22 protein-coding genes and 3 tRNA genes are annotated in these 25481 nt (G+C 68.1%); all 25 read left to right on the top strand.

Features of this window, described 5'->3' with window-relative positions:
* Positions 1-137: 137 nt before the first annotated feature.
* The 25 genes from HMPREF0731_RS04300 to HMPREF0731_RS04180 all read left to right on the top strand — a co-directional run bounded on the left by HMPREF0731_RS04300 (position 138) and on the right by HMPREF0731_RS04180 (position 25413).
* Positions 138-222, top strand: a tRNA-Leu gene (locus tag HMPREF0731_RS04300).
* Between the two features lie 46 nt (positions 223-268).
* Complete coding sequence (gene tig, locus HMPREF0731_RS04295; protein WP_040611906.1) at positions 269-1609, top strand: trigger factor; 1341 nt, start codon at positions 269-271, stop codon at positions 1607-1609.
* A 252-nt stretch (positions 1610-1861) separates the two neighbouring features.
* Positions 1862-2503 (top strand): ATP-dependent Clp endopeptidase proteolytic subunit ClpP, encoded by a 642-nt coding sequence (gene clpP / locus HMPREF0731_RS04290; RefSeq protein WP_007002802.1) that lies wholly within the window; start codon positions 1862-1864, stop codon positions 2501-2503.
* Between the two features lie 172 nt (positions 2504-2675).
* Positions 2676-3932 (top strand): ATP-dependent Clp protease ATP-binding subunit ClpX, encoded by a 1257-nt coding sequence (clpX, locus tag HMPREF0731_RS04285; protein WP_007002801.1) that lies wholly within the window; start codon positions 2676-2678, stop codon positions 3930-3932.
* A gap of 148 nt (positions 3933-4080) precedes the next feature.
* Positions 4081-6495, top strand: a complete 2415-nt coding sequence (gene lon, locus HMPREF0731_RS04280; RefSeq protein ID WP_007002799.1) for an endopeptidase La — start codon at positions 4081-4083, stop codon at positions 6493-6495.
* 147 nt (positions 6496-6642) lie between these two features.
* Complete coding sequence (locus tag HMPREF0731_RS04275) at positions 6643-6984, top strand: HU family DNA-binding protein (protein WP_051014657.1); 342 nt, start codon at positions 6643-6645, stop codon at positions 6982-6984.
* A 137-nt stretch (positions 6985-7121) separates the two neighbouring features.
* Positions 7122-7193, top strand: a tRNA-Val gene (locus HMPREF0731_RS04270).
* Between the two features lie 94 nt (positions 7194-7287).
* A tRNA-Asp gene (locus HMPREF0731_RS04265) sits at positions 7288-7364 on the top strand.
* A 225-nt stretch (positions 7365-7589) separates the two neighbouring features.
* Complete coding sequence (locus tag HMPREF0731_RS04260; RefSeq protein ID WP_007002797.1) at positions 7590-7958, top strand: NADH-quinone oxidoreductase subunit A; 369 nt, start codon at positions 7590-7592, stop codon at positions 7956-7958.
* An 8-nt stretch (positions 7959-7966) separates the two neighbouring features.
* Positions 7967-8521, top strand: coding sequence for a NuoB/complex I 20 kDa subunit family protein (locus HMPREF0731_RS04255; protein WP_007002796.1), 555 nt, complete (start codon positions 7967-7969; stop codon positions 8519-8521).
* Entirely contained in the window at positions 8514-9179 is a 666-nt protein-coding gene (locus HMPREF0731_RS04250) for an NADH-quinone oxidoreductase subunit C (protein WP_007002795.1), read from the top strand. The genes HMPREF0731_RS04255 and HMPREF0731_RS04250 overlap by 8 nt, the downstream gene beginning before the upstream one ends.
* A complete protein-coding gene (locus tag HMPREF0731_RS04245) occupies positions 9176-10393 on the top strand; it encodes an NADH-quinone oxidoreductase subunit D (RefSeq protein ID WP_007002794.1) in 1218 nt (405 codons plus the stop codon). The genes HMPREF0731_RS04250 and HMPREF0731_RS04245 overlap by 4 nt, the downstream gene beginning before the upstream one ends.
* A complete protein-coding gene (gene nuoE, locus HMPREF0731_RS04240; RefSeq protein ID WP_007002793.1) occupies positions 10390-11046 on the top strand; it encodes an NADH-quinone oxidoreductase subunit NuoE in 657 nt (218 codons plus the stop codon). Before HMPREF0731_RS04245 ends, nuoE begins: the two co-directional genes overlap by 4 nt.
* A 4-nt stretch (positions 11047-11050) precedes the next feature.
* Positions 11051-12358, top strand: a complete 1308-nt coding sequence (gene nuoF / locus HMPREF0731_RS04235; RefSeq protein WP_007002792.1) for an NADH-quinone oxidoreductase subunit NuoF — start codon at positions 11051-11053, stop codon at positions 12356-12358.
* Between the two features lie 6 nt (positions 12359-12364).
* Entirely contained in the window at positions 12365-14428 is a 2064-nt protein-coding gene (nuoG, locus tag HMPREF0731_RS04230) for an NADH-quinone oxidoreductase subunit NuoG (protein ID WP_007002791.1), read from the top strand.
* Between the two features lie 6 nt (positions 14429-14434).
* Complete coding sequence (nuoH, locus tag HMPREF0731_RS04225) at positions 14435-15445, top strand: NADH-quinone oxidoreductase subunit NuoH (protein ID WP_007002790.1); 1011 nt, start codon at positions 14435-14437, stop codon at positions 15443-15445.
* A gap of 74 nt (positions 15446-15519) precedes the next feature.
* Positions 15520-16011 carry an NADH-quinone oxidoreductase subunit NuoI gene (nuoI, locus tag HMPREF0731_RS04220; protein ID WP_007002789.1) on the top strand — a complete coding sequence of 164 codons (492 nt, stop codon included), beginning with the start codon at positions 15520-15522 and terminating at the stop codon, positions 16009-16011.
* A gap of 127 nt (positions 16012-16138) precedes the next feature.
* Positions 16139-16864, top strand: coding sequence for an NADH-quinone oxidoreductase subunit J (locus tag HMPREF0731_RS04215; protein ID WP_007002788.1), 726 nt, complete (start codon positions 16139-16141; stop codon positions 16862-16864).
* Between the two features lies 1 nt (position 16865).
* Positions 16866-17177, top strand: coding sequence for an NADH-quinone oxidoreductase subunit NuoK (nuoK, locus tag HMPREF0731_RS04210; RefSeq protein WP_083854464.1), 312 nt, complete (start codon positions 16866-16868; stop codon positions 17175-17177).
* 4 nt (positions 17178-17181) lie between these two features.
* The gene (nuoL, locus tag HMPREF0731_RS04205) at positions 17182-19098 is read left to right on the top strand and encodes an NADH-quinone oxidoreductase subunit L (RefSeq protein WP_007002786.1); all 1917 of its coding nucleotides are present in this window, start codon (positions 17182-17184) and stop codon (positions 19096-19098) included.
* Complete coding sequence (locus HMPREF0731_RS04200; protein WP_007002785.1) at positions 19095-20606, top strand: NADH-quinone oxidoreductase subunit M; 1512 nt, start codon at positions 19095-19097, stop codon at positions 20604-20606. Before nuoL ends, HMPREF0731_RS04200 begins: the two co-directional genes overlap by 4 nt.
* Positions 20607-20611: 5 nt before the next feature.
* Positions 20612-22030 (top strand): NADH-quinone oxidoreductase subunit NuoN, encoded by a 1419-nt coding sequence (gene nuoN / locus HMPREF0731_RS04195; protein WP_007002784.1) that lies wholly within the window; start codon positions 20612-20614, stop codon positions 22028-22030.
* Positions 22031-22110: 80 nt separating this feature from the next.
* The gene (locus HMPREF0731_RS04190; protein WP_007002783.1) at positions 22111-22836 is read left to right on the top strand and encodes a biotin--[acetyl-CoA-carboxylase] ligase; all 726 of its coding nucleotides are present in this window, start codon (positions 22111-22113) and stop codon (positions 22834-22836) included.
* A 21-nt stretch (positions 22837-22857) separates the two neighbouring features.
* Positions 22858-23676, top strand: coding sequence for a type III pantothenate kinase (locus tag HMPREF0731_RS04185; RefSeq protein WP_007002782.1), 819 nt, complete (start codon positions 22858-22860; stop codon positions 23674-23676).
* A 75-nt stretch (positions 23677-23751) separates the two neighbouring features.
* On the top strand, positions 23752-25413 hold the full coding sequence (locus HMPREF0731_RS04180) for a ribonuclease J (protein ID WP_007002781.1): 1662 nt from the start codon (positions 23752-23754) through the stop codon (positions 25411-25413).
* Positions 25414-25481: the final 68 nt, after the last annotated feature.

Below are 25481 nucleotides of genomic sequence, written 5' to 3'. Positions count from 1 at the left end.
ACCGCCGGCGGCCGGCGCCGCGGCGGCGAAAGGGCGCGCGCGGGGCCGGCGGCATGGCCTGTCTGCACGCCCGCTCTTTCAATGGGCGCCGGGCTGCGCTAAACGCGCCGGCTCATGGAGACGCCGGTCCTGCGTTCGCGGGCGTGGTGGAACTGGCAGACACGCTGGATTTAGGTTCCAGTGGCGCAAGCCGTGGGGGTTCAAATCCCTCCGCCCGCACCACCGGCGATCCGGCACGAGACTGATTCTTCAGGAGCATGGTGTGGCGATGCAGGTGACCGAGCTGGCAGCCGAGGGGCTGAAGCGGGCCTTTACCGTGGTGGTTCCGGCGGCGGAGATCGCCGCGGCGCGCGATGCGCGCCTGGCCACGCTGGCGAAGGAGGTCCGCCTGCCGGGCTTCCGCCCCGGCAAGGTGCCGATGGCGGTGGTGAAGCAGCGCTACGCCTCGGCCGTGCTGGGCGAGGTGCTGGAGGAGCAGGTCCAGTCCGTCACCAAGACGGTGGTCGATGAGCGCGGCCTGCGCCCGGCGATGCAGCCCAAGATCGAGCTGGTGAACTTCTCCGACGGCGCCGATCTCGAGTTCAAGATCGAGCTGGAGCAGCTGCCCGAGATCCCGCTGCCCGACTTCTCGGCCATCGCGCTGGAGAAGCCGGTCGCCAAGGTCGGCGACGAGGAGGTGACCAAGGCGCTGGAGGGCATCGCCGCCCGCAACCGCAGCCTGGAGGACGTGACCGAGTCCCGCCCCGCGGCGCAGGGCGATGTGGTGGTGACCGATTTCGAGGGCCGCCTGGTCGAGGGTGACACGGTGAGCGAGCCCTTCCCGGGCGGCACCGGCACCGACATGCCGGTCGAGATCGGCGGCGCCGGCTTCATCCCGGGCTTCGCCGAGGGGCTCGAGGGCATCCAGGTGGGCGAGACCCGCGAGGTCGACGTGACCTTCCCGGCCGAGTACGGCGCCGCCGAGCTGGCCGGCAAGCCGGCCCGCTTCAAGCTGACCGCCAAGGGGCTGAAGAAGCCGGTCTCCCCGGCGCTGGACGACGAGTTCGCCAAGAAGCTCGGCCTGGCCGGGCTGGACGAGCTGAAGCAGCGCGTCACCGAGACGCTGCAGGGCGAGTACGACCAGCTCTCGCGCCTCAACGTGAAGCGCAAGCTGCTCGACGCCCTGTCCGAGCAGGCCAGCTTCGAGGTGCCCGCCTCGATGGTCGAGGCCGAGTTCGCCCAGATCTGGCAGCGCGTCGAGGCCGACCTGAAGGCCGGCAACCTCGACGAGGAGGACAAGGGCAAGGATGAGGACACGCTGAAGGCCGACTACAAGGCCATCGCCGAGCGCCGCATCCGCCTGGGCCTGCTGCTGTCCGAGATCGGCCGCAGCAACAACATCCAGGTCACCAATGACGAGCTGACCCGCGCCATGCGCACCGAGGCCCAGCGCTATCCGGGCCAGGAGCGCGCGGTGCTGGAGTTCTTCCAGAAGAACCCGCAGGCGATCGAGAACCTGCGCGCCCCCATCTTCGAGGAGAAGGTGGTGGACTTCATGCTGGAGCTCGCCAAGGTCTCCGAGAAGGAAGTGCCGGCGGGCGAGCTGTCGGCGGAGCCGGCGGCGGCCTGAGGCCAGCCGGGCGATCCCGCCCAGGCCGCGCCCCAGAGGCGCCGGGCGGTGCGGCCGAGCGGAACCGGCGGGCCGGGGTGGATTTTCCGCCCCGGCCCGCGCGCTTCGGGGACCCCCCCTTTCGCGTCGGCGCAGGCTGCCCCATGTTAATCCCGAAGCGTTAGGGTAACGGCGGTGGGCCGGTGCCGGGATGCCACGGGCAGGGGCCCGCGGCAGGGTCCCGGACCCCCTGCCACCGCGAGAGGATGCACAATGCGGGACCGCGATCCGGTCGAACTCTACAACAACCTCGTCCCCATGGTGATCGAGCAGACCGCCCGGGGCGAGCGTGCCTTCGATATCTATTCGCGCCTGCTGAAGGAGCGGATCATCTTCCTGACGGGTCCGGTCTATGACCAGATGTCGTCGCTGATCTGCGCCCAGCTGCTGTTCCTGGAAAGCGAGAATCCGAACAAGGACATCGCCTTCTACATCAACAGCCCGGGCGGCGTGGTCTCGGCCGGCCTCGCGATGTACGACACCATGCAGTACATCCGCGCCCCCGTCTCGACCGTCTGCCTCGGCATGGCGGCCTCGATGGGCTCGCTGCTGCTGACCGCCGGCGCCAAGGGCAAGCGATTCGCCCTGCCGAACAGCCGCATCATGGTCCACCAGCCCTCCGGCGGCGCCCAGGGCCAGGCGACCGACATCGAGATCCAGGCGCGCGAGATCCTGGCGCTGCGCAAGCGGCTGAACCAGATCTACGTCAAGCACACCGGCCAGCCGATCGAGGAGATCGAGCGCAAGCTGGAGCGCGACAGCTACATGTCCGCCGAGGAGGCCAAGGAGTTCGGCCTGATCGACGAGGTGGTGCTGGAGCGGCCCACGACGCCGGCCGAGGCCCAGAAGGGGTGACGGGGCGGGGGGCGGCGGCCGCCCGGCGCGGCACCCCCCTCACACCCTCTCCGCAGCGCGGGGCGGGGGCGGCGATGCATCGCCCGCCCCCGTTCCGCTTCCCCCTCGATGACAAGGGGGCTACAGTCCCGCAAGATCCGCCGGCCCGATGCCGGAGGGTCCAGGAGCGCGCATGAGCAAGTCCGGCGACTCAAAGAACACCCTCTACTGCTCGTTCTGCGGCAAGTCGCAGCACGAGGTCCGCAAACTCATCGCCGGCCCGACGGTCTTCATCTGCGACGAGTGCGTCGAGCTCTGCATGGATATCATCCGTGAGGAGCACAAGACGCATCTGGTGAAGTCCCGCGACGGGGTGCCGACCCCGCGCGAGATCTGCAAGGTGCTGGACGACTACGTGATCGGGCAGGAGCACGCCAAGAAGGTGCTCTCGGTCGCGGTGCACAACCACTACAAGCGCCTGGCGCATGGCGGCAAGACCGGCGAGGTCGAGATCGCCAAGTCCAACATCATGCTGGTCGGCCCCACCGGCTCCGGCAAGACGCTGCTGGCGCAGACCCTGGCGCGCATCCTCGACGTGCCCTTCACCATGGCCGATGCCACGACGCTGACCGAGGCGGGCTATGTCGGCGAGGATGTCGAGAACATCATCCTCAAGCTGCTGCAGGCGGCCGACTACAATGTCGAGCGGGCGCAGCGCGGCATCGTCTATATCGACGAGGTCGACAAGATCAGCCGCAAGTCGGACAACCCCTCGATCACGCGGGATGTCTCGGGCGAGGGCGTGCAGCAGGCCCTGCTGAAGATCATGGAAGGCACCGTCGCCTCCGTGCCGCCGCAGGGCGGGCGAAAGCACCCGCAGCAGGAATTCTTGCAGGTCGACACCTCGAACATTCTTTTCATTTGCGGCGGCGCTTTCGCCGGACTGGAAAAAATCATCGCGGGGCGCGGCAAGGGCTCGGGCATCGGCTATGGCGCCGAGGTCCGCGGGCCGGATGAGCGCCGCACCGGCCAGATCCTGCGCGAGGTCGAGCCGGAGGATCTGCTGAAGTTCGGCCTGATCCCCGAGTTCATCGGCCGCCTGCCGGTGGTCGCCACGCTGGACGACCTGGACGAGAAGGCGCTGGTCGAGATCCTGACCAAGCCGAAGAACGCCCTGGTCAAGCAGTATCAGCGCCTGTTCGAGATGGAGGCCACCAAGCTGACCTTCACCGACGACGCGCTGAAGTCGGTGGCCAACCGCGCCATCCAGCGCAAGACCGGCGCGCGCGGCCTGCGCTCGATCATGGAGGGCATCCTGCTCGGCACCATGTTCGACCTGCCGGGGCTGGATGAGGTCGAAGAAGTGGTGGTGAACAAGGAGGTGGCCGAAGGCCGTGCCGCCCCGCTGTTCATATATGGTGAACGGGCTGCGGAGCAGACTTCCGCCTGAGGCCCGTCCGGCCGCCATGGCGCGCGGGGCAGGCCTGCATGGCTTGCCCCGCCCATCGGCCGGTCCCATCTCCTGGGAGAACCCCGTGGCGGGGGTCCGTGCCGATGATCGGGCGGACCTGCGCCGACTGTCCTGAGTGAGGTCCCCTATGGCGGAAAATCAACCCGAATTGCTGAGCGGCGAACTGCTTCCTGTGCTGCCGCTGCGGGATATCGTCGTCTTCCCGCACATGATCGTCCCCCTCTTCGTGGGGCGGGAGAAGAGTGTGCGCGCGCTCGAAGCGGTGATGCGGGAGGACAAGCAGATCCTGCTCGTCGCCCAGCGCAACGCCGCCCAGGACGATCCCGGCTCGGCCGATCTCTATGATGTCGGCACGGTCTCGACCGTGCTGCAGCTGCTCAAGCTGCCCGACGGCACCGTCAAGGTGCTGGTCGAGGGCGGCAAGCGCGCCCGCGTGCTGGGCTTCAAGGAAACCGACCAGTTCTTCGAGGCCTACACCGCCCCCATGGAGGAGGCGCCGGCCGAGAATTCCGAGGTCGAGGCCCTGGCCCGCACCGTGGTCAGCCAGTTCGAGCAGTACATCAAGCTCAACAAGAAGATCGCGCCCGAGGTGCTGGTCTCGATCAACCAGATCGAGGATTCGGCCAAGCTCGCCGACACGGTCGCCAGCCACCTGAACCTGAAGATCTCCGAGAAGCAGGAGCTGCTCGAGATCGGCAGCGTCTCCGCCCGGCTGGAGCGCGTCTTCGCCCATATGGAGAGCGAGATCGGCGTTCTTCAGGTGGAGAAGCGCATCCGCAACCGCGTCAAGCGGCAGATGGAGAAGACCCAGCGCGAGTACTACCTGAACGAGCAGCTCAAGGCGATCCAGAAGGAGCTGGGCGAGGGCGAGGACGGCAAGGACGAGAGCGCCGAGCTGGAGGCCAAGATCAAGGCCACCAAGCTGTCGCCCGAGGCGCGCGACAAGGCGCTGGGGGAGCTGAAGAAGCTGCGCTCCATGTCGCCGATGAGCGCCGAGGCGACGGTGGTGCGCAACTACCTCGACTGGATCCTCTCCATCCCCTGGAAGAAGAAGTCCAAGGTCCGCAACGACCTGCTCAAGGCCGAGGCGGTGCTGGACGCCGACCATTACGGGCTGGAGAAGGTGAAGGAGCGGATCCTGGAATACCTGGCGGTGCAGTCGCGCTCGCCCAAGGTGCGCGGGCCGATCCTCTGCCTGGTGGGCCCGCCGGGCGTCGGCAAGACCAGCCTCGGCAAGTCCATCGCCAAGGCGACCAACCGCAATTTCGTGCGCATGTCGCTGGGCGGCGTGCGGGACGAGGCGGAGGTGCGCGGCCACCGGCGGACCTATATCGGCTCCATGCCGGGCAAGGTCATCCAGGGCATGAAGAAGGCCAAGACCTCCAACCCGCTCTTCCTGCTGGACGAGATCGACAAGCTCGGCGCCGATTGGCGCGGCGACCCGTCCTCCGCCCTGCTGGAGGTGCTGGACCCGGAGCAGAACGCGACCTTCGGCGACCACTATCTGGAGGTCGATTACGACCTGTCGGATGTGATGTTCGTCACCACCGCCAACAGCCTGCGCATGCCGCAGCCGCTGCTGGACCGCATGGAGATCATCCGCATCCCCGGCTACACCGAGGATGAGAAGGTGCAGATCGCCAAGCGCCACCTGATCCCCAAGGTCACCGAGGCCAACGGGCTGAAGCCGGGCGAGTGGAGCGTGACGGATGACGCCATGCTCGACCTGGTGCGCTACTACACGCGCGAGGCCGGCGTGCGGAACCTGGAGCGCGAGGTGGGCGGGCTGGCGCGCAAGGCGGTCAAGGAGATCGTCTCCAAGAAGGCCAAGAAGGTCGCCATCACCCGCAAGAACCTCGACAAATACGCCGGGGTGAAGAAGTTCACCTATGGCGAGACCGAGGCCGAGGACATGGTGGGCGTCGTCACCGGCCTGGCCTGGACCGAGGTGGGCGGCGAGATCCTGACCATCGAATCGGTCATGGTCCCTGGCAAGGGCAAGGTGCAGACCACCGGCAAGCTGGGCGACGTGATGCAGGAGAGCGTCTCCGCCGCGCTGTCCTATGTCCGCTCGCGCGCCATCAGCTTCGGCATCAAGCCGACCCTGTTCGAGAAGCGGGACATGCATGTCCACGTGCCGGAAGGGGCGACGCCGAAGGACGGGCCGTCCGCCGGCATCGCCATGGCGACCTCGATCGTCTCGGTGCTGACCGGCATCCCGGTGCGCAAGGATGTCGCCATGACCGGCGAGATCACGCTGCGCGGCCGCGTCCTGCCGATCGGCGGGCTGAAGGAAAAGCTGCTGGCGGCGCTGCGGGCCGGCATCACCACGGTCTTCATCCCGAAGGACAACGAGAAGGACCTGGCCGAGATCCCGGACAATGTGAAGAAGGGGCTGAAGATCCACCCCGTCGCGCATGTGGACGAGGTGATCAGCCAGGCCCTGGTCCGGGCGCCGGAGGCCATCGACTGGAACGAGGCGGAGGAGACCCCGCCCGCCACCGCCGATGGCAAGGCCGGCCAGCCCGCCATGACGCACTGACCTCCGCGGCACCGCGCCCAGGCGAATCGCCCGGGGGAGCCCTGCTCCCCCGGGTTTTTTCATGCCCTGCCGTGGCGGCGCTGCATCAACGAAACAATTTGCCCGCCCGGCCGCGCCCCCGTGGCAGCGTGGCGTTGACGCCGGAAAATGCCGCTGCCTAGTGTCGCCCTGATTGGGTGCGGCCATGGCCGGTGCCAGAAGGCGGGGGATGAACAGGTGAACAAGCAGGATCTCGTGGCGGTGGTCGCGGAGACCGGGGAACTGTCGAAGGCCAAGGCCGGCGAGGTGCTCGACGCGGTGTTCGACGCGATCAGCCAGTCGCTGAAGGCCAAGCAGGAGGTGCGGCTGGTGGGCTTTGGCACCTTCTCCACCTCGCGCCGCAAGGCCGGCAAGGGGCGCAACCCGCGGACGGGGGAGGAGATCGAGATCGCCGCCACCACCACGGTGCGCTTCAAGGCCGGCAAGGCGCTGAAGGACGGTCTGGGCTGAGCTCTGGGCGCCAGGGCAGGGCGGGGGAGAGGGTCGGCGGCAGCCGGCCCTTTTTTCATGCGCCCGGGCCGGGCGGCGGGGCGGCGTTTTGGGCTTGGCGCGGCACCCGCTAGGGCGCTAAGCGCGCTGTGCTGTGCGGGCACTTAGCTCAGCGGTAGAGCGCCTCGCTTACACCGAGGATGCCGGCGGTTCGAATCCGTCAGTGCCCATTCGGTTCTCCATCAAATCAATGCACGAAAAAGCGGTTTTGGTGCGTTGACAGGAGGGGAGCGGGGCCGTATTTCCCGCTCCACGACGACGCAAGCGGGTGTAGCTCAGTCGGTTAGAGCGCCGGCCTGTCACGCCGGAGGTCGCGGGTTCGAGCCCCGTCACTCGCGCCACTCGTCTTTAGGCAAAAACGCCGCCCTGGTCCGCCAGGGCGGCGTTTTGTCTTTCAGGCTTTCCGTCTTTCAATGTTCCGCAAGGCCCTAGGGGCTATGGCGAACCGGCCGCTGGGGGGGTAATGTCCGCCCAGCGTTGCGCTGCGGCATGCCCCGCGGCGTGGCTGGCTATGCGCTCCCCTGCGCAGGCCATACTGGGCCGCGGGCCCGAGGGACGGATGCATCATGACCCAGCCCCTGCTGGCGAACTATTTCCCGATCCTGGTCTTCCTGGCCATCGCCGCCGCCATCGCGGTGGCGATGGTGGGCGGCAGCGTGCTGGCGGCCCGCCAGAAACCCTATGCGGAGAAGGTCTCCGCCTATGAGTGCGGCTTCGAGCCGTTCGACGACACGCGCCGGCGCTTCGATGTGCGATTCTACCTGGTCGCCATCCTGTTCATCATCTTCGACCTGGAAGTGGCCTTCCTGTTCCCCTGGGCGGTCTCGCTCGGGCAGATCGGCTGGTTCGGCTTCCTGTCGATGATGGGGTTCCTGGGCGTCCTCACGGTCGGCTTCATCTATGAGTGGCGCAAGGGCGCCCTGGACTGGGAGTGAGCGGGCCGATGAGCGCGAACGAACAGCTGGCCTGGAACAGCCAGGCCCTGCCGCCGGGCGCCGAGCAGGACGCCGTGATCAAGGGCGTCTCCGGCGAGATCGAGGACAAGGGCTTCATCGTCGCCAATCTGGACAAGGTGGTGAACTGGGCCCGCACCGGCAGCCTCTGGCCGATGACCTTCGGCCTGGCCTGCTGCGCCGTGCCGATGATCCACGCCTATATGCCGCGCTACGATCTGGACCGCTTCGGCGTGATCCCGCGCGGCTCGCCGCGCCAGTCGGACGTGATGATCGTGGCCGGCACGCTGACCAACAAGATGGCCCCCGCGCTGCGCAAGGTCTATGACCAGATGGCCGAGCCGCGCTGGGTCATCTCCATGGGCAGCTGCGCCAATGGCGGCGGCTACTACCATTACAGCTACAGCGTCGTGCGCGGCTGCGACCGCGTCGTGCCGGTCGATGTCTATGTGCCGGGCTGCCCGCCGACGGCCGAGGCGCTGGTCTACGGCATCCTGCAGCTGCAGAAGAAGATCCGCCGGACGGGGAGCATCCTGCGTGGCTGACGAAACCGCCCTGGAACCGGCGGAGGCGCCGCGCGCGCCGACCGCCCAGGAAGCCCTGCTGGCCACGGTGCTGGGCGCCGTGCCCGAGGGGGTGGTCACCGCCTCCCGCATCGCCCGCGGCGAGGAGGTCGAGCTGCGCGTCCGCCGCGAGGCGCTGCACGCCGTGCTGCAGATGCTGCGCGACGATCCGCGCCTGGCCTTCGAGCAGTGCATGGACATCTGCGGCGTCGACTGGCCGACCCGCGCGGCGCGCTTCGACGTCGTCTACAACCTGCTGTCGCTGACCCACAATCACCGCATCCGTGTCATCACCGAGACGGATGCGGCGACGCCGGTGGCCACCGTCTGCGACCTCTGGCCCGCCGCCACCTGGTTCGAGCGCGAGGCCTGGGACATGTACGGCATCGTCTTCGACGGCCAGCCCGACCTTCGCCGCATCCTGACCGATTACGGCTTCGAGGGGCATCCGCTGCGCAAGGACTTCCCGCTGACCGGCTTTGTCGAGGTCCGCTACGATGCCGAGCGGCAGCAGGTGGTCTATGAGCCCGTCAAGCTGCAGCAGGATTTCCGCAATTTCGATTTCCTCTCGCCCTGGGAAGGCATGACCACGCTGCCCGGCGACGAGAAGGTGCATCTCAACCGGATCACCCGCGAATGAGCCTCAGCACCGACGACACCCCGGCCGCCGGCGGCACGCGCACGGTCGAGATCGACAGCCACACCATCAATTTCGGCCCGCAGCATCCGGCGGCGCATGGCGTGCTGCGCCTGATCCTGGAGATGCAGGGCGAGGTGGTGGAGCGCGCCGACCCGCATATCGGCCTGCTGCACCGCGGCACCGAGAAGCTGATCGAGCACAAGAGCTACCTGCAGGCGCTGCCCTATTTCGACCGGCTCGACTACGTCGCCCCGATGGCGCAGGAGCATTGCTTCGCCCTGGCGACGGAGAAGCTGCTCGGCATCGAGGCGCCGATCCGCGCGCAGTATATCCGCGTGCTGTTCGCCGAGATCAGCCGCATCCTGAACCACATCCTGAACATCACCACCTATGCGCTGGATGTGGGCGCGACGACGCCCTCGCTCTGGGGCTTCGAGCAGCGCGAGATCCTGCTGGAATTCTACGACGCCACCTCGGGCTCGCATTACCACGCGAACTACTTCCGCGCGGGCGGCGTGGCCAAGGACCTGCCGGCGGGGCTGACCGACCGCATCGCCGGCTGGGCCGAGCAATTCCCGAAATTCGTCGACGATGTGGAGCGGCTGCTGACCGGCAACCGCATCTTCAAGCAGCGCACCGTCGATATCGGCGTCATGACGGCCGAGGAGGCGATGGCCTGGGGCTTCTCCGGCCCCTGCATCCGCGCCTCGGGCTGCGCCTGGGACCTGCGCCGCAGCCAGCCCTATGATGTCTACGACCAGATGGAGTTCGAGATCCCGGTCGGCAGCCATGGCGATTGCTATGAGCGCTACCTGGTGCGCATCGCGGAGATGCGCGAGAGCCTGAAGATCATCAAGCAGTGCCTGGCGCAGATGCCGGGCGGCCCGATCAAGGTGCAGGACAGCAAGATCGCGCCGCCGAAGCGGGCGGAGATGAAGCGCTCGATGGAAGCGCTGATCCACCACTTCAAGCTGTATTCCGAGGGCTACCACGTGCCCGAGGGCTCGACCTACACGGCCGTCGAGGCGCCGAAGGGCGAGTTCGGCGTGTTCCTGGTGGCCGACGGCACCAACCGCCCCTATCGCTGCAAGATCCGCGCCCCCGGCTTCGCCCATCTGCAGGCGATGGAGAAGCTGTCCAAGGGCCACATGCTGGCCGACGCCGTGTCCGTCATCGGCAGCCTGGATATCGTGTTCGGAGAGATCGACCGGTGAGCGCCCCGCATTCGCACCACCACGAGGAGCCGGCGAGCTTCGCCTTCGACGCCGAGAGCGAGGCGCAGATCGAGAAGATCCTGAAGCGCTACCCGGAAGGCAAGCAGGCCAGCGGCGTCATCCCGCTGCTCTATGTCGCGCAGAAGCAGATGGGGCGCGCCACCGGCAGCGCCTGGGTGCCGCGCGTGGCGATGGACACCATCGCCGAACGCCTCGGCATGGCGCCGATCCGCGTCTACGAGGTCGCCACCTTCTACTTCATGTTCAACACCAGGCCGATCGGCCGGTTTCACCTGCAGGTCTGCGGCACCACGCCCTGCTGGCTGCGCGGCTCGGACGAGGTGCTCCGCGCCTGCAAGGAGCATGGCCATCTCAAGGGCTATGGCGACACCAGCGAGGATGGTCTGTTCACCATGACCGAGGTGGAATGCCTCGGCGGCTGCGTGAACGCGCCGATCCTGCAGGTGGATGACGACTACTACGAGGACATGGATTACGAGACGACGGTGCAGCTGCTCGAGGCGCTGAAGCGCGGCGAGCGGCCGAAGCCCGGCAGCATGAAGGGCCGCCAGGGCAGCGCGCCGATCGGCGGGCCGGAGACCGTGCTCGACATCCCGATGGATGACGCCGCCCTGAAGCTGGGGAAGGAGTGAGACCATGGCGCTGAGCGACAAGGACCGCATCTTCACCAACCTCTACGGCCTGCATCCGTGGAACCTGAAGGAAGCGCGGCGGCGCGGCAGCTGGGACGGCACGGCGGCGATCATCGCCAAGGGCCGCGACTGGATCATCGAGGAGATGAAGCAGTCCGGCCTGCGCGGCCGCGGCGGCGCCGGCTTCCCGACCGGCATGAAGTGGTCCTTCATGCCGAAGTCGAACCCGGACGGGCGTCCCTCCTATCTGGTCGTCAATGGCGACGAGTCGGAGCCGGGCACCTGCAAGGACCGCGACATCATCCGCAACGATCCGCACCTGCTGATCGAGGGCTGCCTCTATGCCGGCGTCGGCATGGGCGCGCATGCGGGCTACATCTATGTCCGCGGCGAGTACTACAACGAGATCCAGATCCTGCAGGCCGCGATCGACGAGGCCTATGAGGCCGGGCTGCTCGGCCCCAACGCCGCCGGCTCGGGCTGGGATTTCGACCTCTACGTGCATCGCGGCGCCGGCGCCTATATCTGCGGCGAAGAGACGGCGCTGATCGAGAGCCTCGAGGGCAAGAAGGGCATGCCGCGGCTGAAGCCGCCTTTCCCCGCCGCCGTCGGCCTCTATGGCTGCCCGACCACCGTGAACAATGTCGAGACCATCGCGGTGGTCCCGGCCATCCTGAAGCGCGGCGCCTCCTGGTTCTCCAGCTTCGGCCGCCCGAAGAATGTCGGCACCAAGATCTTCTGCATCCAGGGGCATGTGAACAAGCCCTGCAACGTGGAAGCCGAGATGAGCATCCCGATGCGGGAGCTGATCGAGCGCTATGCCGGCGGCGTGCGCGGCGGCTGGGACAATCTGCTGGCGGTGATCCCGGGCGGGTCGTCGACGCCGCTGCTGCCCAAGCACATCTGCGACGACGTGCTGATGGATTTCGACGCGCTGCGCGAGCACAAATCCGGCCTCGGCACCGCCGGCGTGATCGTCATGGACAAGTCCACCGACATCATCAAGGCGATCGCCCGGCTGGCGCAGTTCTACAAGCATGAGAGCTGCGGCCAGTGCACCCCCTGCCGCGAGGGCATGGGCTGGCAGAAGCGCCTGATGGACCGCATGGTCGAGGGCCGCGCCGAGATCGAGGAGATCGACCTGCTGGAGGGCGTCACCCGCCAGATCGAGGGTCACACCATCTGCGCGCTGGCCGATGGCGGCGTGTGGCCGGTGCAGGGGCTGATCCGCCACTTCCGCCCGCTGATGGAAGAGCGCATCCGCCAGTACAAGCAGAAGCACGGCGGCGGCATGCCGCTGGCGGCGGAGTAAGCGGCCATGGCCAAGGTTACCATCGACGGGATCGAGGTCGAGGTCCCGAACGGCGCCACCGTGCTGCAGGCCTGCGAGGCCGCCGGCAAGGAAATCCCGCGCTTCTGCTACCATGAGCGGCTGTCGGTCGCCGGCAATTGCCGCATGTGCCTGGTCGAGGTGGAGAAGGCGCCTAAGCCGGTGGCCTCCTGCGCCTATCCCGTGGCCGATGGCATGAAGGTCTTCACGGATAGCGAGCTGGTGCGCAACGCCCGCCGCAACGTGATGGAATTCCTGCTGATCAACCACCCGCTCGACTGCCCGATCTGCGACCAGGGCGGCGAGTGCGACCTGCAGGACCAGGCGACGGCCTATGGCGGCCAGGGCGGCCGCTACCGCGAGCAGAAGCGCGCGGTGAAGGACAAGTACATGGGTCCGCTGGTCAAGACGATCATGACCCGCTGCATCCAGTGTACCCGCTGCGTGCGCTTCGCGACCGAGGTGGCGGGCGTCCCCGAGCTGGGCGCCACCGGCCGCGGCGAGGACATGCAGATCGGCACCTATGTCGAGAAGGCGCTGACCACCGAGCTGTCGGGCAATTTGATCGACATCTGCCCGGTCGGCGCGCTGACCAGCCGCCCCTACGCCTTCGTCTCCCGCCCCTGGGAGCTGCGCAAGACCGACAGCATCGACGTGCTCGACGCGGTGGGTGCGAATATCCGCATCGACACGCGCGGGCCCGAGGTGCTGCGCATCATGCCGCGCACCAATGAGGACGTGAACGAGGAGTGGATGGCCGACCGTGGCCGCTTCTCCTTCGATGGGCTGAAGCGGAAGCGCCTCGACCGCCCCTGGATCCGGGAGGGCGGCAAGCTCCGCCCCGCCGGCTGGGAAGAGGCCTTCGAGGTCATCGCGGCGAAGTTCAAGAACCTGCCGGGCAACCGGCTGGGCGCCGTCGCGGGCGACCTGGTCGATGCCGAGAGCGCCTTCGCGCTGCGCGCGCTGATGGTGGGCCTCGGCTCGGCCAATCTCGATTGCCGCCAGGATGGCGCGGCGATCGATGTCTCGCGCCGCGATTACTACCTGTTCAATTCGGGCATCGCCGGCATCGACGAGGCGGATGCGCTGCTGATCATCGGCAGCAATCCGCGCCAGGAAGCGCCGGTGCTGAACGCGCGCATCCGCCGCCGCTGGGCCGCCGGCGCGCTGAAGGTGGCCTATATCGGCCCCGAGGGGCTGAACCTCACCTACAAGGCGGAGCATCTGGGGCAGGGGCCGCAGGCCCTCTCCACCCTGCTCTCCGGCACCGGCGCGTTTGCCGAGGTGCTGAAGGGCGCCAGCAAGCCGATGATCCTCCTGGGCCGCGCCGCCATCGCCCGCCCGGATGGCGCCGCGGTGCTGGCCGCCGCCTGGGAGCTGGCCAAGCAGGTCGGCGCGCTGACCGCGGAGTGGCACGGCTTCAACCTGCTGCATCTGTTCGGCGGCCAGGTCGGCGCGCTGGAGGCCGGCTTCGTGCCCGGCCCGGGCGGGCTGGACCTCGCCGGCATGCTGGGCGGCGGGGTGGACGCGCTGTGGCTGCTGGGGGCCGACGGCTTCGACCCGGCGCTGATCCCGGCCGAGACCTTCGTGGTCTATCAGGGCCATCACGGTGACCGGGCGGCGGCGCGGGCGGATGTCATCCTCCCCGGCGCGGCCTACACCGAGAAGGAAGGCAGCTACGTCAACACCGAGGGCCGCGTGCAGCGCGGCCGCCTGGCGGTGCACCCGCCGGGCGAGGCGCGGGAGGATTGGCGCATCCTGCGCGCCGCCGGCGCCGCGCTGGGTGTGGGCATGAATTTCGACAGCCTGGATGCGCTGCGCGAGCGCTTGGTCGCCGCCAACCCGGTCTTCGGCATGGTCGATGGCCGCATCGCCGGCGGCTGCGCCGACACCACCGGCCCCTCGGCCGGCGGGGCCAGCCTGGGCGCGGAGCCCTTCACCCTGGCGCTGACCGATTACTGGCAGGCCGACCCGATCAGCCGCGCCTCGGACACCATGGCCGAGTGCAGCCGCATCTACAGCGACGCCACCCCCAAGCTGGCGGCGGAGTAAGCAGGCATGGACGCTTTCCTCGCTTCCCCGATCGGGATCCTGGCGATCACCGTGGCCCAGACGCTCGCGCTGCTGGTGCCGCTGCTGATCGGCGTCGCCTACATGACCTATGCCGAGCGCAAGATCATGGCGGCGATGCAGATGCGGAAGGGGCCGAACGTGGTCGGCCCCTTCGGCCTGCTGCAGCCCTTCGCCGACGCGCTGAAGATGCTGCTGAAGGAGACCATCATTCCTTCCGGCGCCAACCGGGCGCTGTTCATCCTCGGGCCGATGCTGACGCTGATCCTGGCGCTGATCGCCTGGGCGGTGATCCCGGTGAACGAGGGCTGGGCGATCGCCGACATCAATGTCGGCGTGCTCTACCTGCTGGCGATCTCCTCGCTCGGCGTCTACGGCATCGTCATCGCCGGCTGGGCCTCGAACTCCAAATACGCCTTCCTGGGCGCGCTGCGCTCGGCCGCGCAGATGGTGTCCTACGAAGTCTCGATGGGCCTGGTCATCGTGACCGTGCTGCTCTGCGTGGGCAGCCTGAACCTGACGCAGATCGTGCTGGCGCAGAAGACGGTGTGGTTCGCCATCCCGCTCTTCCCGATGTTCGTCATCTTCTTCATCTCGACGCTGGCCGAGACCAACCGCCCGCCCTTCGACCTGGCCGAGGGCGAGTCGGAGCTGGTGGCGGGCTTCATGGTGGAATACTCCTCCATGACCTACGCCCTGTTCTTCCTGGGCGAATACGCCAACATGATCCTCATGTCGGCGATGACCACCATCCTGTTCCTGGGTGGCTGGCTGCCGCCGATGGACATCGCGCCCTTCAACTGGGTGCCGGGGCCGATCTGGTTCATCCTGAAGATCTGCCTCTGCCTGTTCACCTTCGTCTGGGTGCGCGCGACCTTCCCGCGCTACCGCTACGACCAGCTGATGCGCCTCGGCTGGAAGGTGTTCCTGCCCTTCACCCTGGGCTGGCTGGTGCTGACCGCCTTCGTGCTGAAGATCATGGGGTGGCTGCCGGCATGACCCGCGAAGACTTCTTCATGACCACCCTTGTCCAACCCGGAAGCGCGGGCTACCCCCGCGCGGCGAGGTGAGAGATGGCGACGCTGGACCGCATGGCGCGCAGCTTCCTGCTGGCCGAGCTGGCCTCGGGCATGGCGCTGACGCTCAAGTATTTCTTCGCGCCGAACAAGGGCACGATCAACTATCCCAATGAGAAGACGGCGCTGTCGCCGCGCTTCAAGGGGGAGCACGCGCTGCGCCGCTATCCCAACGGGGAGGAGCGCTGCATCGCCTGCAAGCTGTGCGAGGCCGTCTGCCCGGCGCTGGCCATCACCATCGAGGCCGAGCCGCGCGAGGATGGCAGCCGCCGCACCACGCGCTACGACATCGACATGACGAAGTGCATCTATTGCGGGCTGTGCGAGGAAGCCTGCCCGGTGGATGCCATCGTCGAGGGGCCGAATTTCGAGTTCGCGACCGAGACGCGCGAGGAGCTGATCTACAACAAGGATCGGCTGCTCTCGAATGGCGACCGGTGGGAGCCGGAGATCGCCCGGCGGCTCGAGCTCGACGCCCCCTACCGCTGAATTTCGCGGCGGGGAGGGGTCCGGTCGTGTCCCTCCCCGCGGCTTTCCTTCACGGCCCCGTCCTCCTGCCAGGACGGCTCATTCGGAACGGTGCCATGATGCTGCATCTGCACGCGGGCGGGCTGCGATGATCGCCGCACTCGCCTTCTATGTCTTCGCGGCCATCCTGATCGCATCGGCGGTCATGGTGGTGACCAGCCGGAACCCCGTGCACAGCGTGCTGTTCCTGATCCTGGCGTTCTTCAACGCCGCGGCGCTGTTCCTGATCGCGGGGGCCGAGTTCCTGGCGATGATCCTGGTCATCGTCTATGTGGGCGCGGTCGCAGTCCTGTTCCTGTTCATCGTCATGATGCTGGACATCGACTTCGCGCGGCTGCGCGAGGGCTTCCAGCGCTATGCGCCGATCGGCGCGGTGATCGGGGCCATCCTCTTCCTCGAGCTGCTCTTCGTCTTCGGCTCCTGGCAGTTCGCGCCCGACGCGGCGGCGCTGCGGCTGAACCCGGCGCCCGATGCCGGGGTGACGAACACCGAGGCGCTCGGCCTGCTGGTCTATACGGACTACGTCTTCCTGTTCCAGCTTGCGGGCCTGATCCTGCTGGTCGCGATGATCGGCGCCATCGTGCTGACGCTGCGCGACAAGCCGGCCAACAGCAAGCGCCAGGACATCGCGGTGCAGGTGGCCCGTGGCGAGGCGGTGACCATGAAGCAGGTGCCGTCGCGCGCCGGCCTCGGCCAGCTCGGCATCCTGCGGCGCCCGCTGCCGGCGGCGGAGAAGCCCAAGGCGCTGACCCATGACGCCCACGGACATGGTGCCCATGGGCAGGACGACCACCATGGCGGGGGGCACCACTGAGATGCTGAGCGTCGGCCTTGGCCATTACCTCACGGTGAGCGCGATCCTGCTCGTGCTCGGCGTGTTCGGCATCTTCCTCAACCGGAAGAACGTCATCGTCATCCTGATGGCGATCGAGCTCATCCTGCTCTCGGTGAACCTGAACCTGGTGGCCTTCTCGGCCGTGCTGCAGGATCTCACCGGGCAGGTCTTCACCCTGTTCGTGCTGACCGTCGCGGCGGCCGAGGCGGCGATCGGCCTGGCCATCGTGGTGATCTATTTCCGCAACCGCGGCAGCATCGAGGTGGAGGATATCTCCACCCTGAAGGGCTAGGCGCATGTTCGTCGGTGCCGTCTTCTTCCCGCTGCTGGGCGCGACCATCGCCGGCTTCTTCGGCCGGTGGATCGGCGACAAGCCCGCGCAATGGGCCACCGTGATCTGCATGGCGCTGGCCGCCTTCTGCGGCCTCTCCGCCTTCGCGCAGGTCGCGCTCGGCCACGCCCCGGCCACGGTCGAGATCGTGACCTGGCTCGATGTCGGTGGGCTGCAGCTCTCCTGGGCGCTGCGCTACGACACGCTGTCGGCGATGATGGTCGGCATGGTCACGCTGATCTCGACCATGATCCACCTCTACAGCGTCGGCTACATGTCGCATGACCCGACGCAGCCGCGCTTCTTCGCCTATCTCTCGCTCTTCACCTTCATGATGCTCATGCTGGTGACGGCCGACAACCTGCTGCAGCTGTTCTTCGGCTGGGAGGGCGTGGGCCTCGCGAGCTACCTGCTGATCGGCTACTGGTACGAGAAGGAGAGCGCCAACCGCGCGGCGATGAAGGCCTTCATCGTCAACCGCGTGGGCGACCTGTTCTTCATGCTCGGCATGGCGCTGACCTTCTGGACCTTCGGCTCCATCGAGTTCAACACCATCTTCCAGGGTGTCGAGGCGGCGCGGCAGCTCACCTTCGCGGGCCTGCCCGTGCTCGAGGTGATCGCGCTGCTGTTCTTCCTGGGCGCCATGGGCAAGTCGGCGCAGATCGGCCTGCACACCTGGCTGCCGGACGCGATGGAGGGGCCGACCCCGGTCTCCGCCCTGATCCACGCGGCCACCATGGTCACCGCCGGCGTCTTCCTGATGGCGCGCATGTCGCCGCTGGTGGAATACGCGCCGAACGTGCTGGGCTTCGTCACCGTCATCGGCGCGACGACGGCGATCTTCGCCGCCTCGGTCGGCATGGTGCAGAACGACATCAAGCGGGTCATCGCCTATTCGACCTGCTCGCAGCTCGGCTACATGTTCTTCGCGGTCGGCGTCGGCGCCTATCAGGCGGCGGTGTTCCACCTCTTCACCCACGCCTTCTTCAAGGCGCTGCTGTTCCTGGGCGCGGGCTCCGTCATCCACGCCATGTCGGACGAGCAGGATATCCGCCGCATGGGCGGCATCTGGAAGAAGATCCCGCTCACTTACGCCATGTTCTGGATCGGCTCCCTGGCGCTGGCCGGCGTGCCCTTCTTCGCCGGCTACTACTCCAAGGACATGATCCTGGAGGCGGCCTTCGCCGGCCATGGCTGGACCGCCAAGTATGCCTTCGTCATGGGCATGGCCGCGGCCTTCCTGACCGCCTTCTACTCCTGGCGGCTGATCATCATGACCTTCCACGGCACGCCGCGCGCCGACCATCACACGATGGAGCATGTGCATGAGAGCCCGGCGGTCATGCTGATCCCGCTCTTCGTGCTGGCGCTGGGCGCGCTGTTCACGGGTGCCTATTTCTACGAGGACTTCGTCGGCCATCACTGGGCGGAGTTCTGGAACGGCGCCATCGTCAACGCGCCGCACAACCACATCATGCACGAGGCGCATGAGGTGCCGTCCTGGGTGCCGCTGGCGCCGACGGTGGCCGGCGCGCTCGGCATCGCGCTCGCCTATGTGTTCTACATGTTCGTGCCCACCCTGCCGGGGCGGGTGGCGGCGGCGGTGCCGGGTCTGTACCGCTTCCTGCTGAACAAGTGGTATTTCGACGAGCTGTATGACCGACTCTTCGTCCGCCCGGCGCGCGCCCTGGCGCAGCTGCTGTGGAAGGTGGGCGATGTGAAGATCATCGACGGCATGCCGAACGGCGCCGCCAGCCTCACCGCGCAGGCCTCGGGCCGGGTGGTGAAGCTGCAATCGGGGCGGGTGGCGAACTACGCCTTCGCGATGATCATCGGGCTTGTCCTCTTCGTCTCCATCTTCCTCTTCGGGGTCGGCCGATGAACGCCGCGGGTTTTCCCCTGCTGTCGCTGCTCACCTTCCTGCCGCTGGTGGGCGCGGCCATCATCCTGTTCGTGCGGGGGGAGGAGGCGGTGGTCGCCGCCAATGCCCGCTGGACGGCGCTGTGGACCAGCCTGATCACCTTCGGCCTGTCGCTGATCCTGTGGTTCCGCTTCGACAAGTCGACGGCGGATTTCCAGTTCGTCGAGCAGCTGAGCTGGATGCCGGAATTCGGCCTGGGCTACCACATGGGCGTGGACGGCATCTCGGTGCTGTTCGTGCTGCTCTCGACCGCCCTGGTGCCGCTCTGCATCCTCGCCTCCTGGGAGGCGGTGCAGAACCGGGTGCGCGAATACATGGTGGCCTTCCTGGTCCTCGAGACCATGATGGTCGGCATGTTCAGCACGCTCGACATGGTGCTGTTCTACATCTTCTTCGAGGGCGTGCTGATCCCGATGTTCCTGATCATCGGGGTCTGGGGCGGCGCGCGGCGGGTCTATGCCGCCTACAAGCTGTTCCTCTACACGCTGCTCGGCTCGCTGCTGATGCTGCTGGCGATGCTGCTGCTCTGGTACCAGGCCGGCACCAGCTACATCCCGGCGCTGTTCGAGCTGCGCATCCCCGAGCATGTGCAGACCTGGCTGTTCCTGGCCTTCCTCGCCTCCTTCGCGGTGAAGGTGCCGATGTGGCCGGTACACACCTGGCTGCCGGATGCCCATGTCGAGGCGCCGACGGCGGGCTCGGTCATCCTGGCCGGCGTGCTGCTGAAGATGGGCGCCTATGGCTTCCTGCGCTTCTCGCTGCCGCTGCTGCCGCAGGCGACCGAGTTCTTCGCGCCGCTGATCTTCGCGCTCTCGGTCATCGCCGTGGTCTACACCTCGCTGGTGGCGCTGGCGCAGGAGGACATGAAGAAGCTGATCGCCTATTCCTCGGTCGCCCATATGGGCATCGTGACGATCGGCATCTTCACCCTGAACCACCAGGGCATCTCCGGCGCCATCTTCCAGATGCTGAGCCATGGCGTGGTCTCCGGCGCGCTCTTCCTCTGCGTGGGCGTGCTGTATGACCGCGTCCACAGCCGCGACATCCTGCGCTATGGCGGCGTCGCCAAGGTGATGCCCTCCTACGCCATGGTGTTCATGCTGTTCACCATGGGCTCGGTGGCGCTGCCCGGCACCGCCGGCTTCCCCGGCGAGTTCCTGGTGATCGTCGGCGCCTGGAACGCCAATCCCTGGGTGGCGCTGGGCGCCGGCCTCGGCATGATCCTGGGCGCGGGCTACATGCTCTACCTCTATCGCCGCGTCGTCTTCAGCAAGATCACGCGCGAGGACCTGAAGGCGCTGCTGGATCTCAGCCCGCGCGAATACGTCACCTTCGCGCCGCTGATCCTGCTGACGCTGTGGATGGGGATCTATCCCTCCTCCTTCCTCTCCTTCTTCGAGGCCAGCGTCGCGGCGCTCGTCACGCGGCATGAAGCCGCGATGGCGCTGCCGCGCCTGGCCGGGATGTGACGGGCATGAACTGGACCCTCATCCTCCCCGAGCTGGCGCTGGCGCTGGTCGGGCTGGTCGCCCTGGTGGCGGGCGTGCTGCCGAAGCGCGACACCCACCAGGCCATCAACATGGCGGTGCTGGGCGGGCTGCTGCTCGCCGGCGTGCTGGTGATGATGCAGCCCGAGGGCGTGGCCTTCGCCGGGCAGTATGTCTCCGACGCCTTCACCCGCTTCATGAAGCTGCTGGTGGTGGCGGGCGCCGCGCTCGGCCTGCTGCTGGCGATGGACTGGAACGAGAAGGAGGGCCTGGCCCGCTTCGAGTTCCCGGTGCTGCTGCTGTTCAGCACCGTCGGCATGATGGTGATGATCTCGGCCAACGACCTGATCGCGCTCTATATGGGGCTCGAGCTGCTGTCGCTGTCGCTCTACGTGATCGCCGCCTTCAACCGCGACAGCGAGCGTTCGGCCGAGGCGGGCCTGAAGTATTTCGTGCTGGGCTCGCTGGCCTCGGGCCTGCTGCTCTACGGCTCCAGCCTGATCTACGGCTTCTCCGGCTCGACCAATTTCGACCGCATCGCCGATGCGCTGGGCGCGACCGATGGCGCGCCCTTCGGCCTGGTGGTCGGTCTGGTCTTCGTGCTGGCGGCGCTGGCCTTCAAGGTCTCGGCCGTGCCGTTCCACATGTGGACGCCGGATGTCTATGAGGGCGCGCCGACCCCGGTGACGGCCTTCTTCGCCTCCGCCCCCAAGGTCGCGGCCATCGCGCTGCTGACCCGCGTGGCGGCCGGCCCCTTCGGCGATCTGGTCGACCAGTGGCAGCAGGTGATCATCCTGGCCTCGCTGGGCTCGATGATCCTGGGTGCGCTGGCGGCGATCGGGCAGACCAACATCAAGCGGCTGATGGCCTATTCCTCCATCGGCCATGTCGGCTATGCGCTGATGGGCCTGGCGGTGGGCAGCGAGCTCGGCCTGCGCGGCCTGCTGCTCTACATGGCGATCTACCTCTTCACCAATGTCGGCGCCTTCGCCGTGCTGGTGGCGATGCGCCGCAAGGGCCGCGCGCTGGAGGGGATCGACGACCTCGCCGGCCTCGGCAAATCGGACCCGGCGATGGCGCTGGCCATGGCGCTGTTCATGCTGTCGATGGCGGGCATCCCGCCGCTGGCCGGTTTCTTCGGCAAGCTCTATGTCTTCCTGGCGGCGGTGCAGGGCGGGTTCTGGGTGCTGGCGGTGATCGGCGTGCTGACCTCCGCCGTGTCGGCCTATTATTACCTGCGCGTCATCAAGGTGATGTATTTCGACGCTGGCGAGGCGCTGGACCCGCGCCCGTCCAGCCTTTCGGTGGTGCTGGCCGGCACCGGCCTGTTCACCACCTTCTTCTTCCTGTTCCCGGCGCCCTTCCTGGCCGCCGCGCAGGCCGCGGTCGCCGCGCTGATGGGCTGATTGCCCGCGGCAGCCTGATCGAAAAAGATGGGGGTCCGGGGGAATTCCTTCCCCCGGACTCTTTTTTTGCCTGGATCCCAATGAACTGGCGCCTGTCGATCCATGACGACCTTCCCAGCACGCAGGATGCGGTGCTGGCCGCCGCCCAGGCGGGGGAGGGCGAGGGGTTTGCCGTGCTGGCGCGTCGCCAGAGTGCCGGCCGCGGCACGCAGGGCCGCGCCTGGCGTTCCCCCCCTGGCAATCTGTTCCTCTCGCTCCTGCTGCGCCCGGCGGGCCCGGCGCGGGAGCTGCCGCAATGGTCGCTGCTGGCCGGGCTGGCGGTGGCCGAGGCGATCTCCGCCCATCTGCCCGACCCTGCGGCGCTGCGGCTGAAATGGCCGAATGACGTGCTGCTGGACGGCGCCAAATGCGCCGGCATCCTGACCCAGGGCCAGCCGGACGCGGCGGGCGGCATTGCCTGGCTGGCTTTTGGCATCGGGGTGAACCTGGCCGAGGCGCCGCAACTTCCCGACCGCCCGACGGCCAGCCTGGCGCAGCATGCGGGCCGCGCGCCGGAGGTGGTCGCCTTCGCCTGGGCGCTGCTGGCGCGGCTGGACCATTGGCGGCAGCGTCAGCAGGCGGAGGGTTTCGCGCCGGTCCGTGCCGCCTGGGTGGCGCGCGGCCCGGCGCTGCGGGCACCGCTCGCCCTGCGCCGGCCGGAGGGCGAGCTGCACGGTCTCTACCAGGGGTTGACGGAAGATGGGCGTTTGCTGCTATGCAGCAAAGACGGCCCCGTCGCCGTGGCCTCGGGGGAGGTCGCCGGCTAGGCGGCCAGGAAGGAAAGCCCGATGCTGCTCGCCATTGATGCCGGCAACACCAATGTCGTCTTCGCCATCCATGATGGCAGCGCCTGGCGTGGCCGCTGGCGCATCCGCACCGATGCGGCGCGCACCAGCGACGAATACGCGGTGTGGCTGCTGGCGTTGCTGGGCCATGCCGGGTTGCGGGTGCAGGAGATCGACCGCTGCGTGCTGGGCACGGTGGTGCCGGCGGCGCTGTACAACCTGCGCCGGCTGTGCCGCGAATGGTTCGATTGCGAGCCGCTGGTGGCGCGCGCGCCGCTGGATTGGGGCTTTCCCATCCGGGTGGACCAGCCGGAGGAGGTGGGCGCCGACCGGCTGCTGAACGCGCTGGCCGCGCATCACCATTACCGCGGCCCGCTGGTGGTGATCGATTTCGGCACCGCCACCACCTTCGACGTGGTGGATGCGGATGGCGGCTATCTGGGGGGCGCCATCGCGCCGGGCATCAACCTGTCGATCGAGGCGCTGCACAAGGCGGCGGCGCGGCTGCCGCGCATCGGCATCGGCCGTCCCCAATCCGTGATCGGCACCGCCACCGTTCCGGCGATGCAATCCGGCATCTTCTGGGGCTATGTGGGTCTGGTGGAAGGTATCGTCGCCCGCATCCGCGCCGAGTATGGCGCGCCGCTCAAGGTCATCGGCACCGGTGGCCTGGCCCCGCTCTTCGCCGAGGGCACGCCGGTGCTGGAGACGACCGACCCCGACATCACGCTGGAGGGGCTGCGCCTGTTGGCGGAGCGCAACCCCATCCCCATCTTCCAACGCACGAGTTTGCCTGACGCGCTCCGGTCCGAAGGGGATTGAGACGATGCGAGGGCCAAGGAACCTGCCCCGAGGGGCAATGATCCCACCGACAACACGACCAACTGGCGAGTATCTATGGATCTGGACAACGGAGATTTTGCCTTCATCCCGCTGGGCGGGACGGGGGAGATCGGACTCAACCTGAACGTCTACCGATGCGACGGGCAGCTGCTGGCCGTCGATTGCGGCATCGGCTTCGGCGGCGCGGAGCAGCCCGAGGCCGAGGTGATGGTGCCCGACCCGGCCTGGCTGGCCGAGCGGCGCGACCGGCTGGTGGGCCTGGTCATCACCCACGCGCATGAGGACCATATCGGCGCGGTCGCGCCGCTCTGGCCGCATCTGCGCTGCCCGGTCTATGCCAGCCCCTTCACCGCCGCCGTGCTGCGCCGCAAGCTCAGCGAGGCCGGGCTGCTCAACCAGGTGAAGCTGGTGACCGTGCCGCTGGGCGGCTCGGTGGAGCTGGGCCCGTTCGGGCTGCGCTTCATCCGGGTGACGCATTCGGTGCCGGAGCCGCAGTCGCTGGCCATCCGCACCCGCTACGGCACGGTGCTGCACACCGGCGACTGGAAGCTGGACCCCGACCCGCTGGTGGGCGAGCCGGCCGACGAGGCCGCCTTCGCCGCGCTGGGCGAGGAGGGCGTGCTGGCCATGGTCTGCGACAGCACCAATGCGCTGGTCGAGGGCCATTCCGGCAGCGAGGGGGAGGTGCGCCGCAACATGACGGCGCTGATCCGCCAGCTGAAGGGGCGCGTCGCCGTCACCTGCTTCGCCACCAATGTGGCGCGGGTGGAGAGCGTGGCGCTGGCCGCCAAGGCCGCCGGGCGGCAGGTGGCGCTGTTCGGCCGCAGCCTGCGCAATGCCGAGGCCGCGGCGCGCGAATGCGGCTATCTCAAGGATGTCCCGCCCTTCCTGACCGAGGATGACGCGGACGACGTGCCCGATGACCAGCTGCTGATCATCTGCACCGGCAGCCAGGGCGAGCCGCGCTCGGCCATGGCCAAGATCGCCGCCGACACCCATCCCCGCATCTCGCTGGGCGAGGGGGACACGGTGATCTTCTCCTCCCGCATGATCCCGGGCAATGAGCGCGCCATCCTGCGCATGCAGGACGACCTGACGCGCGGCGGCTGCAAGGTGATGACCGCCGACGACCACATGGTACATGTCTCCGGCCACCCGGCGCGGGACGAGCTGAAGCGCCTCTACAGCCTGGTGAAGCCGCGCTTCGCCGTGCCGGTGCATGGCGAGTGGCGCCACCTGCAGGAGCATGCGGCGCTGGCCCGCCAGATGGGCTCCACCCCCGTGCTGGTCGAGGATGGCGATGTGCTGCGCCTGGCGCCGCTGGCCGGCGGCAATGCCGCGCCGGAGGTGGTGGAGGGCGTGCCCACCGGCCAGCTGGTGCTGGATGGCGACCGTCTGCTGCCGCTGGAGGGCGGCGTGCTCGGCGCCCGCCGGCGCATGCTGTTCAACGGCATCGTCGTGGCCTCGCTGGCCGTCGATCCGTCCGGGCGGGTGCTGGGGCAGCCGCAGGTCTCGGCCCCCGGCCTGTTCGACATGGCCGATGTCGAGCCGGTGCAGATCGCCGATGAGCTGGCGCGGCTGGTGACCGAGCTGCCGCCGGAGCTGAAGCGCGAGGATGACACGCTGCGCGATGCCGCCCGCACGGTGCTGCGCAAGGCGGTCTCCCGCCGGCTGCGCAAGCGCCCGGCGGTGGAAGTGCATCTGCTGCGGGTCTGACGCGGCGGGGCGGGCAGGGGGCCTGGCGCTCCCTGCGCCCCTCAGCGCGCCCGGGCGCCGGCCGCCCG

The sequence above is a fragment of the Pseudoroseomonas cervicalis ATCC 49957 genome (genome assembly GCF_000164635.1).
Classification (GTDB): Bacteria; Pseudomonadota; Alphaproteobacteria; order Acetobacterales; family Acetobacteraceae; genus Pseudoroseomonas; species Pseudoroseomonas cervicalis.
This window is presented reverse-complemented; position numbering and strand designations above follow the sequence as displayed.

Coding starts and splice junctions, on each gene's coding strand:
- tig (WP_040611906.1), top strand. CDS start 269: ATGCAGGTGACCGAGCTGGCAGCCGAGGGGCTGAAGCGGGCCTTTACC.
- clpP (WP_007002802.1), top strand. CDS start 1,862: ATGCGGGACCGCGATCCGGTCGAACTCTACAACAACCTCGTCCCCATG.
- clpX (WP_007002801.1), top strand. CDS start 2,676: ATGAGCAAGTCCGGCGACTCAAAGAACACCCTCTACTGCTCGTTCTGC.
- lon (WP_007002799.1), top strand. CDS start 4,081: ATGGCGGAAAATCAACCCGAATTGCTGAGCGGCGAACTGCTTCCTGTG.
- HMPREF0731_RS04275 (WP_051014657.1), top strand. CDS start 6,643: ATGCCGCTGCCTAGTGTCGCCCTGATTGGGTGCGGCCATGGCCGGTGC.
- HMPREF0731_RS04260 (WP_007002797.1), top strand. CDS start 7,590: ATGACCCAGCCCCTGCTGGCGAACTATTTCCCGATCCTGGTCTTCCTG.
- HMPREF0731_RS04255 (WP_007002796.1), top strand. CDS start 7,967: ATGAGCGCGAACGAACAGCTGGCCTGGAACAGCCAGGCCCTGCCGCCG.
- HMPREF0731_RS04245 (WP_007002794.1), top strand. CDS start 9,176: ATGAGCCTCAGCACCGACGACACCCCGGCCGCCGGCGGCACGCGCACG.
- nuoF (WP_007002792.1), top strand. CDS start 11,051: ATGGCGCTGAGCGACAAGGACCGCATCTTCACCAACCTCTACGGCCTG.
- nuoG (WP_007002791.1), top strand. CDS start 12,365: ATGGCCAAGGTTACCATCGACGGGATCGAGGTCGAGGTCCCGAACGGC.
- nuoH (WP_007002790.1), top strand. CDS start 14,435: ATGGACGCTTTCCTCGCTTCCCCGATCGGGATCCTGGCGATCACCGTG.
- nuoI (WP_007002789.1), top strand. CDS start 15,520: ATGGCGACGCTGGACCGCATGGCGCGCAGCTTCCTGCTGGCCGAGCTG.
- HMPREF0731_RS04215 (WP_007002788.1), top strand. CDS start 16,139: ATGATCGCCGCACTCGCCTTCTATGTCTTCGCGGCCATCCTGATCGCA.
- nuoK (WP_083854464.1), top strand. CDS start 16,866: ATGCTGAGCGTCGGCCTTGGCCATTACCTCACGGTGAGCGCGATCCTG.
- nuoL (WP_007002786.1), top strand. CDS start 17,182: ATGTTCGTCGGTGCCGTCTTCTTCCCGCTGCTGGGCGCGACCATCGCC.
- HMPREF0731_RS04200 (WP_007002785.1), top strand. CDS start 19,095: ATGAACGCCGCGGGTTTTCCCCTGCTGTCGCTGCTCACCTTCCTGCCG.
- nuoN (WP_007002784.1), top strand. CDS start 20,612: ATGAACTGGACCCTCATCCTCCCCGAGCTGGCGCTGGCGCTGGTCGGG.
- HMPREF0731_RS04190 (WP_007002783.1), top strand. CDS start 22,111: ATGAACTGGCGCCTGTCGATCCATGACGACCTTCCCAGCACGCAGGAT.
- HMPREF0731_RS04185 (WP_007002782.1), top strand. CDS start 22,858: ATGCTGCTCGCCATTGATGCCGGCAACACCAATGTCGTCTTCGCCATC.
- HMPREF0731_RS04180 (WP_007002781.1), top strand. CDS start 23,752: ATGGATCTGGACAACGGAGATTTTGCCTTCATCCCGCTGGGCGGGACG.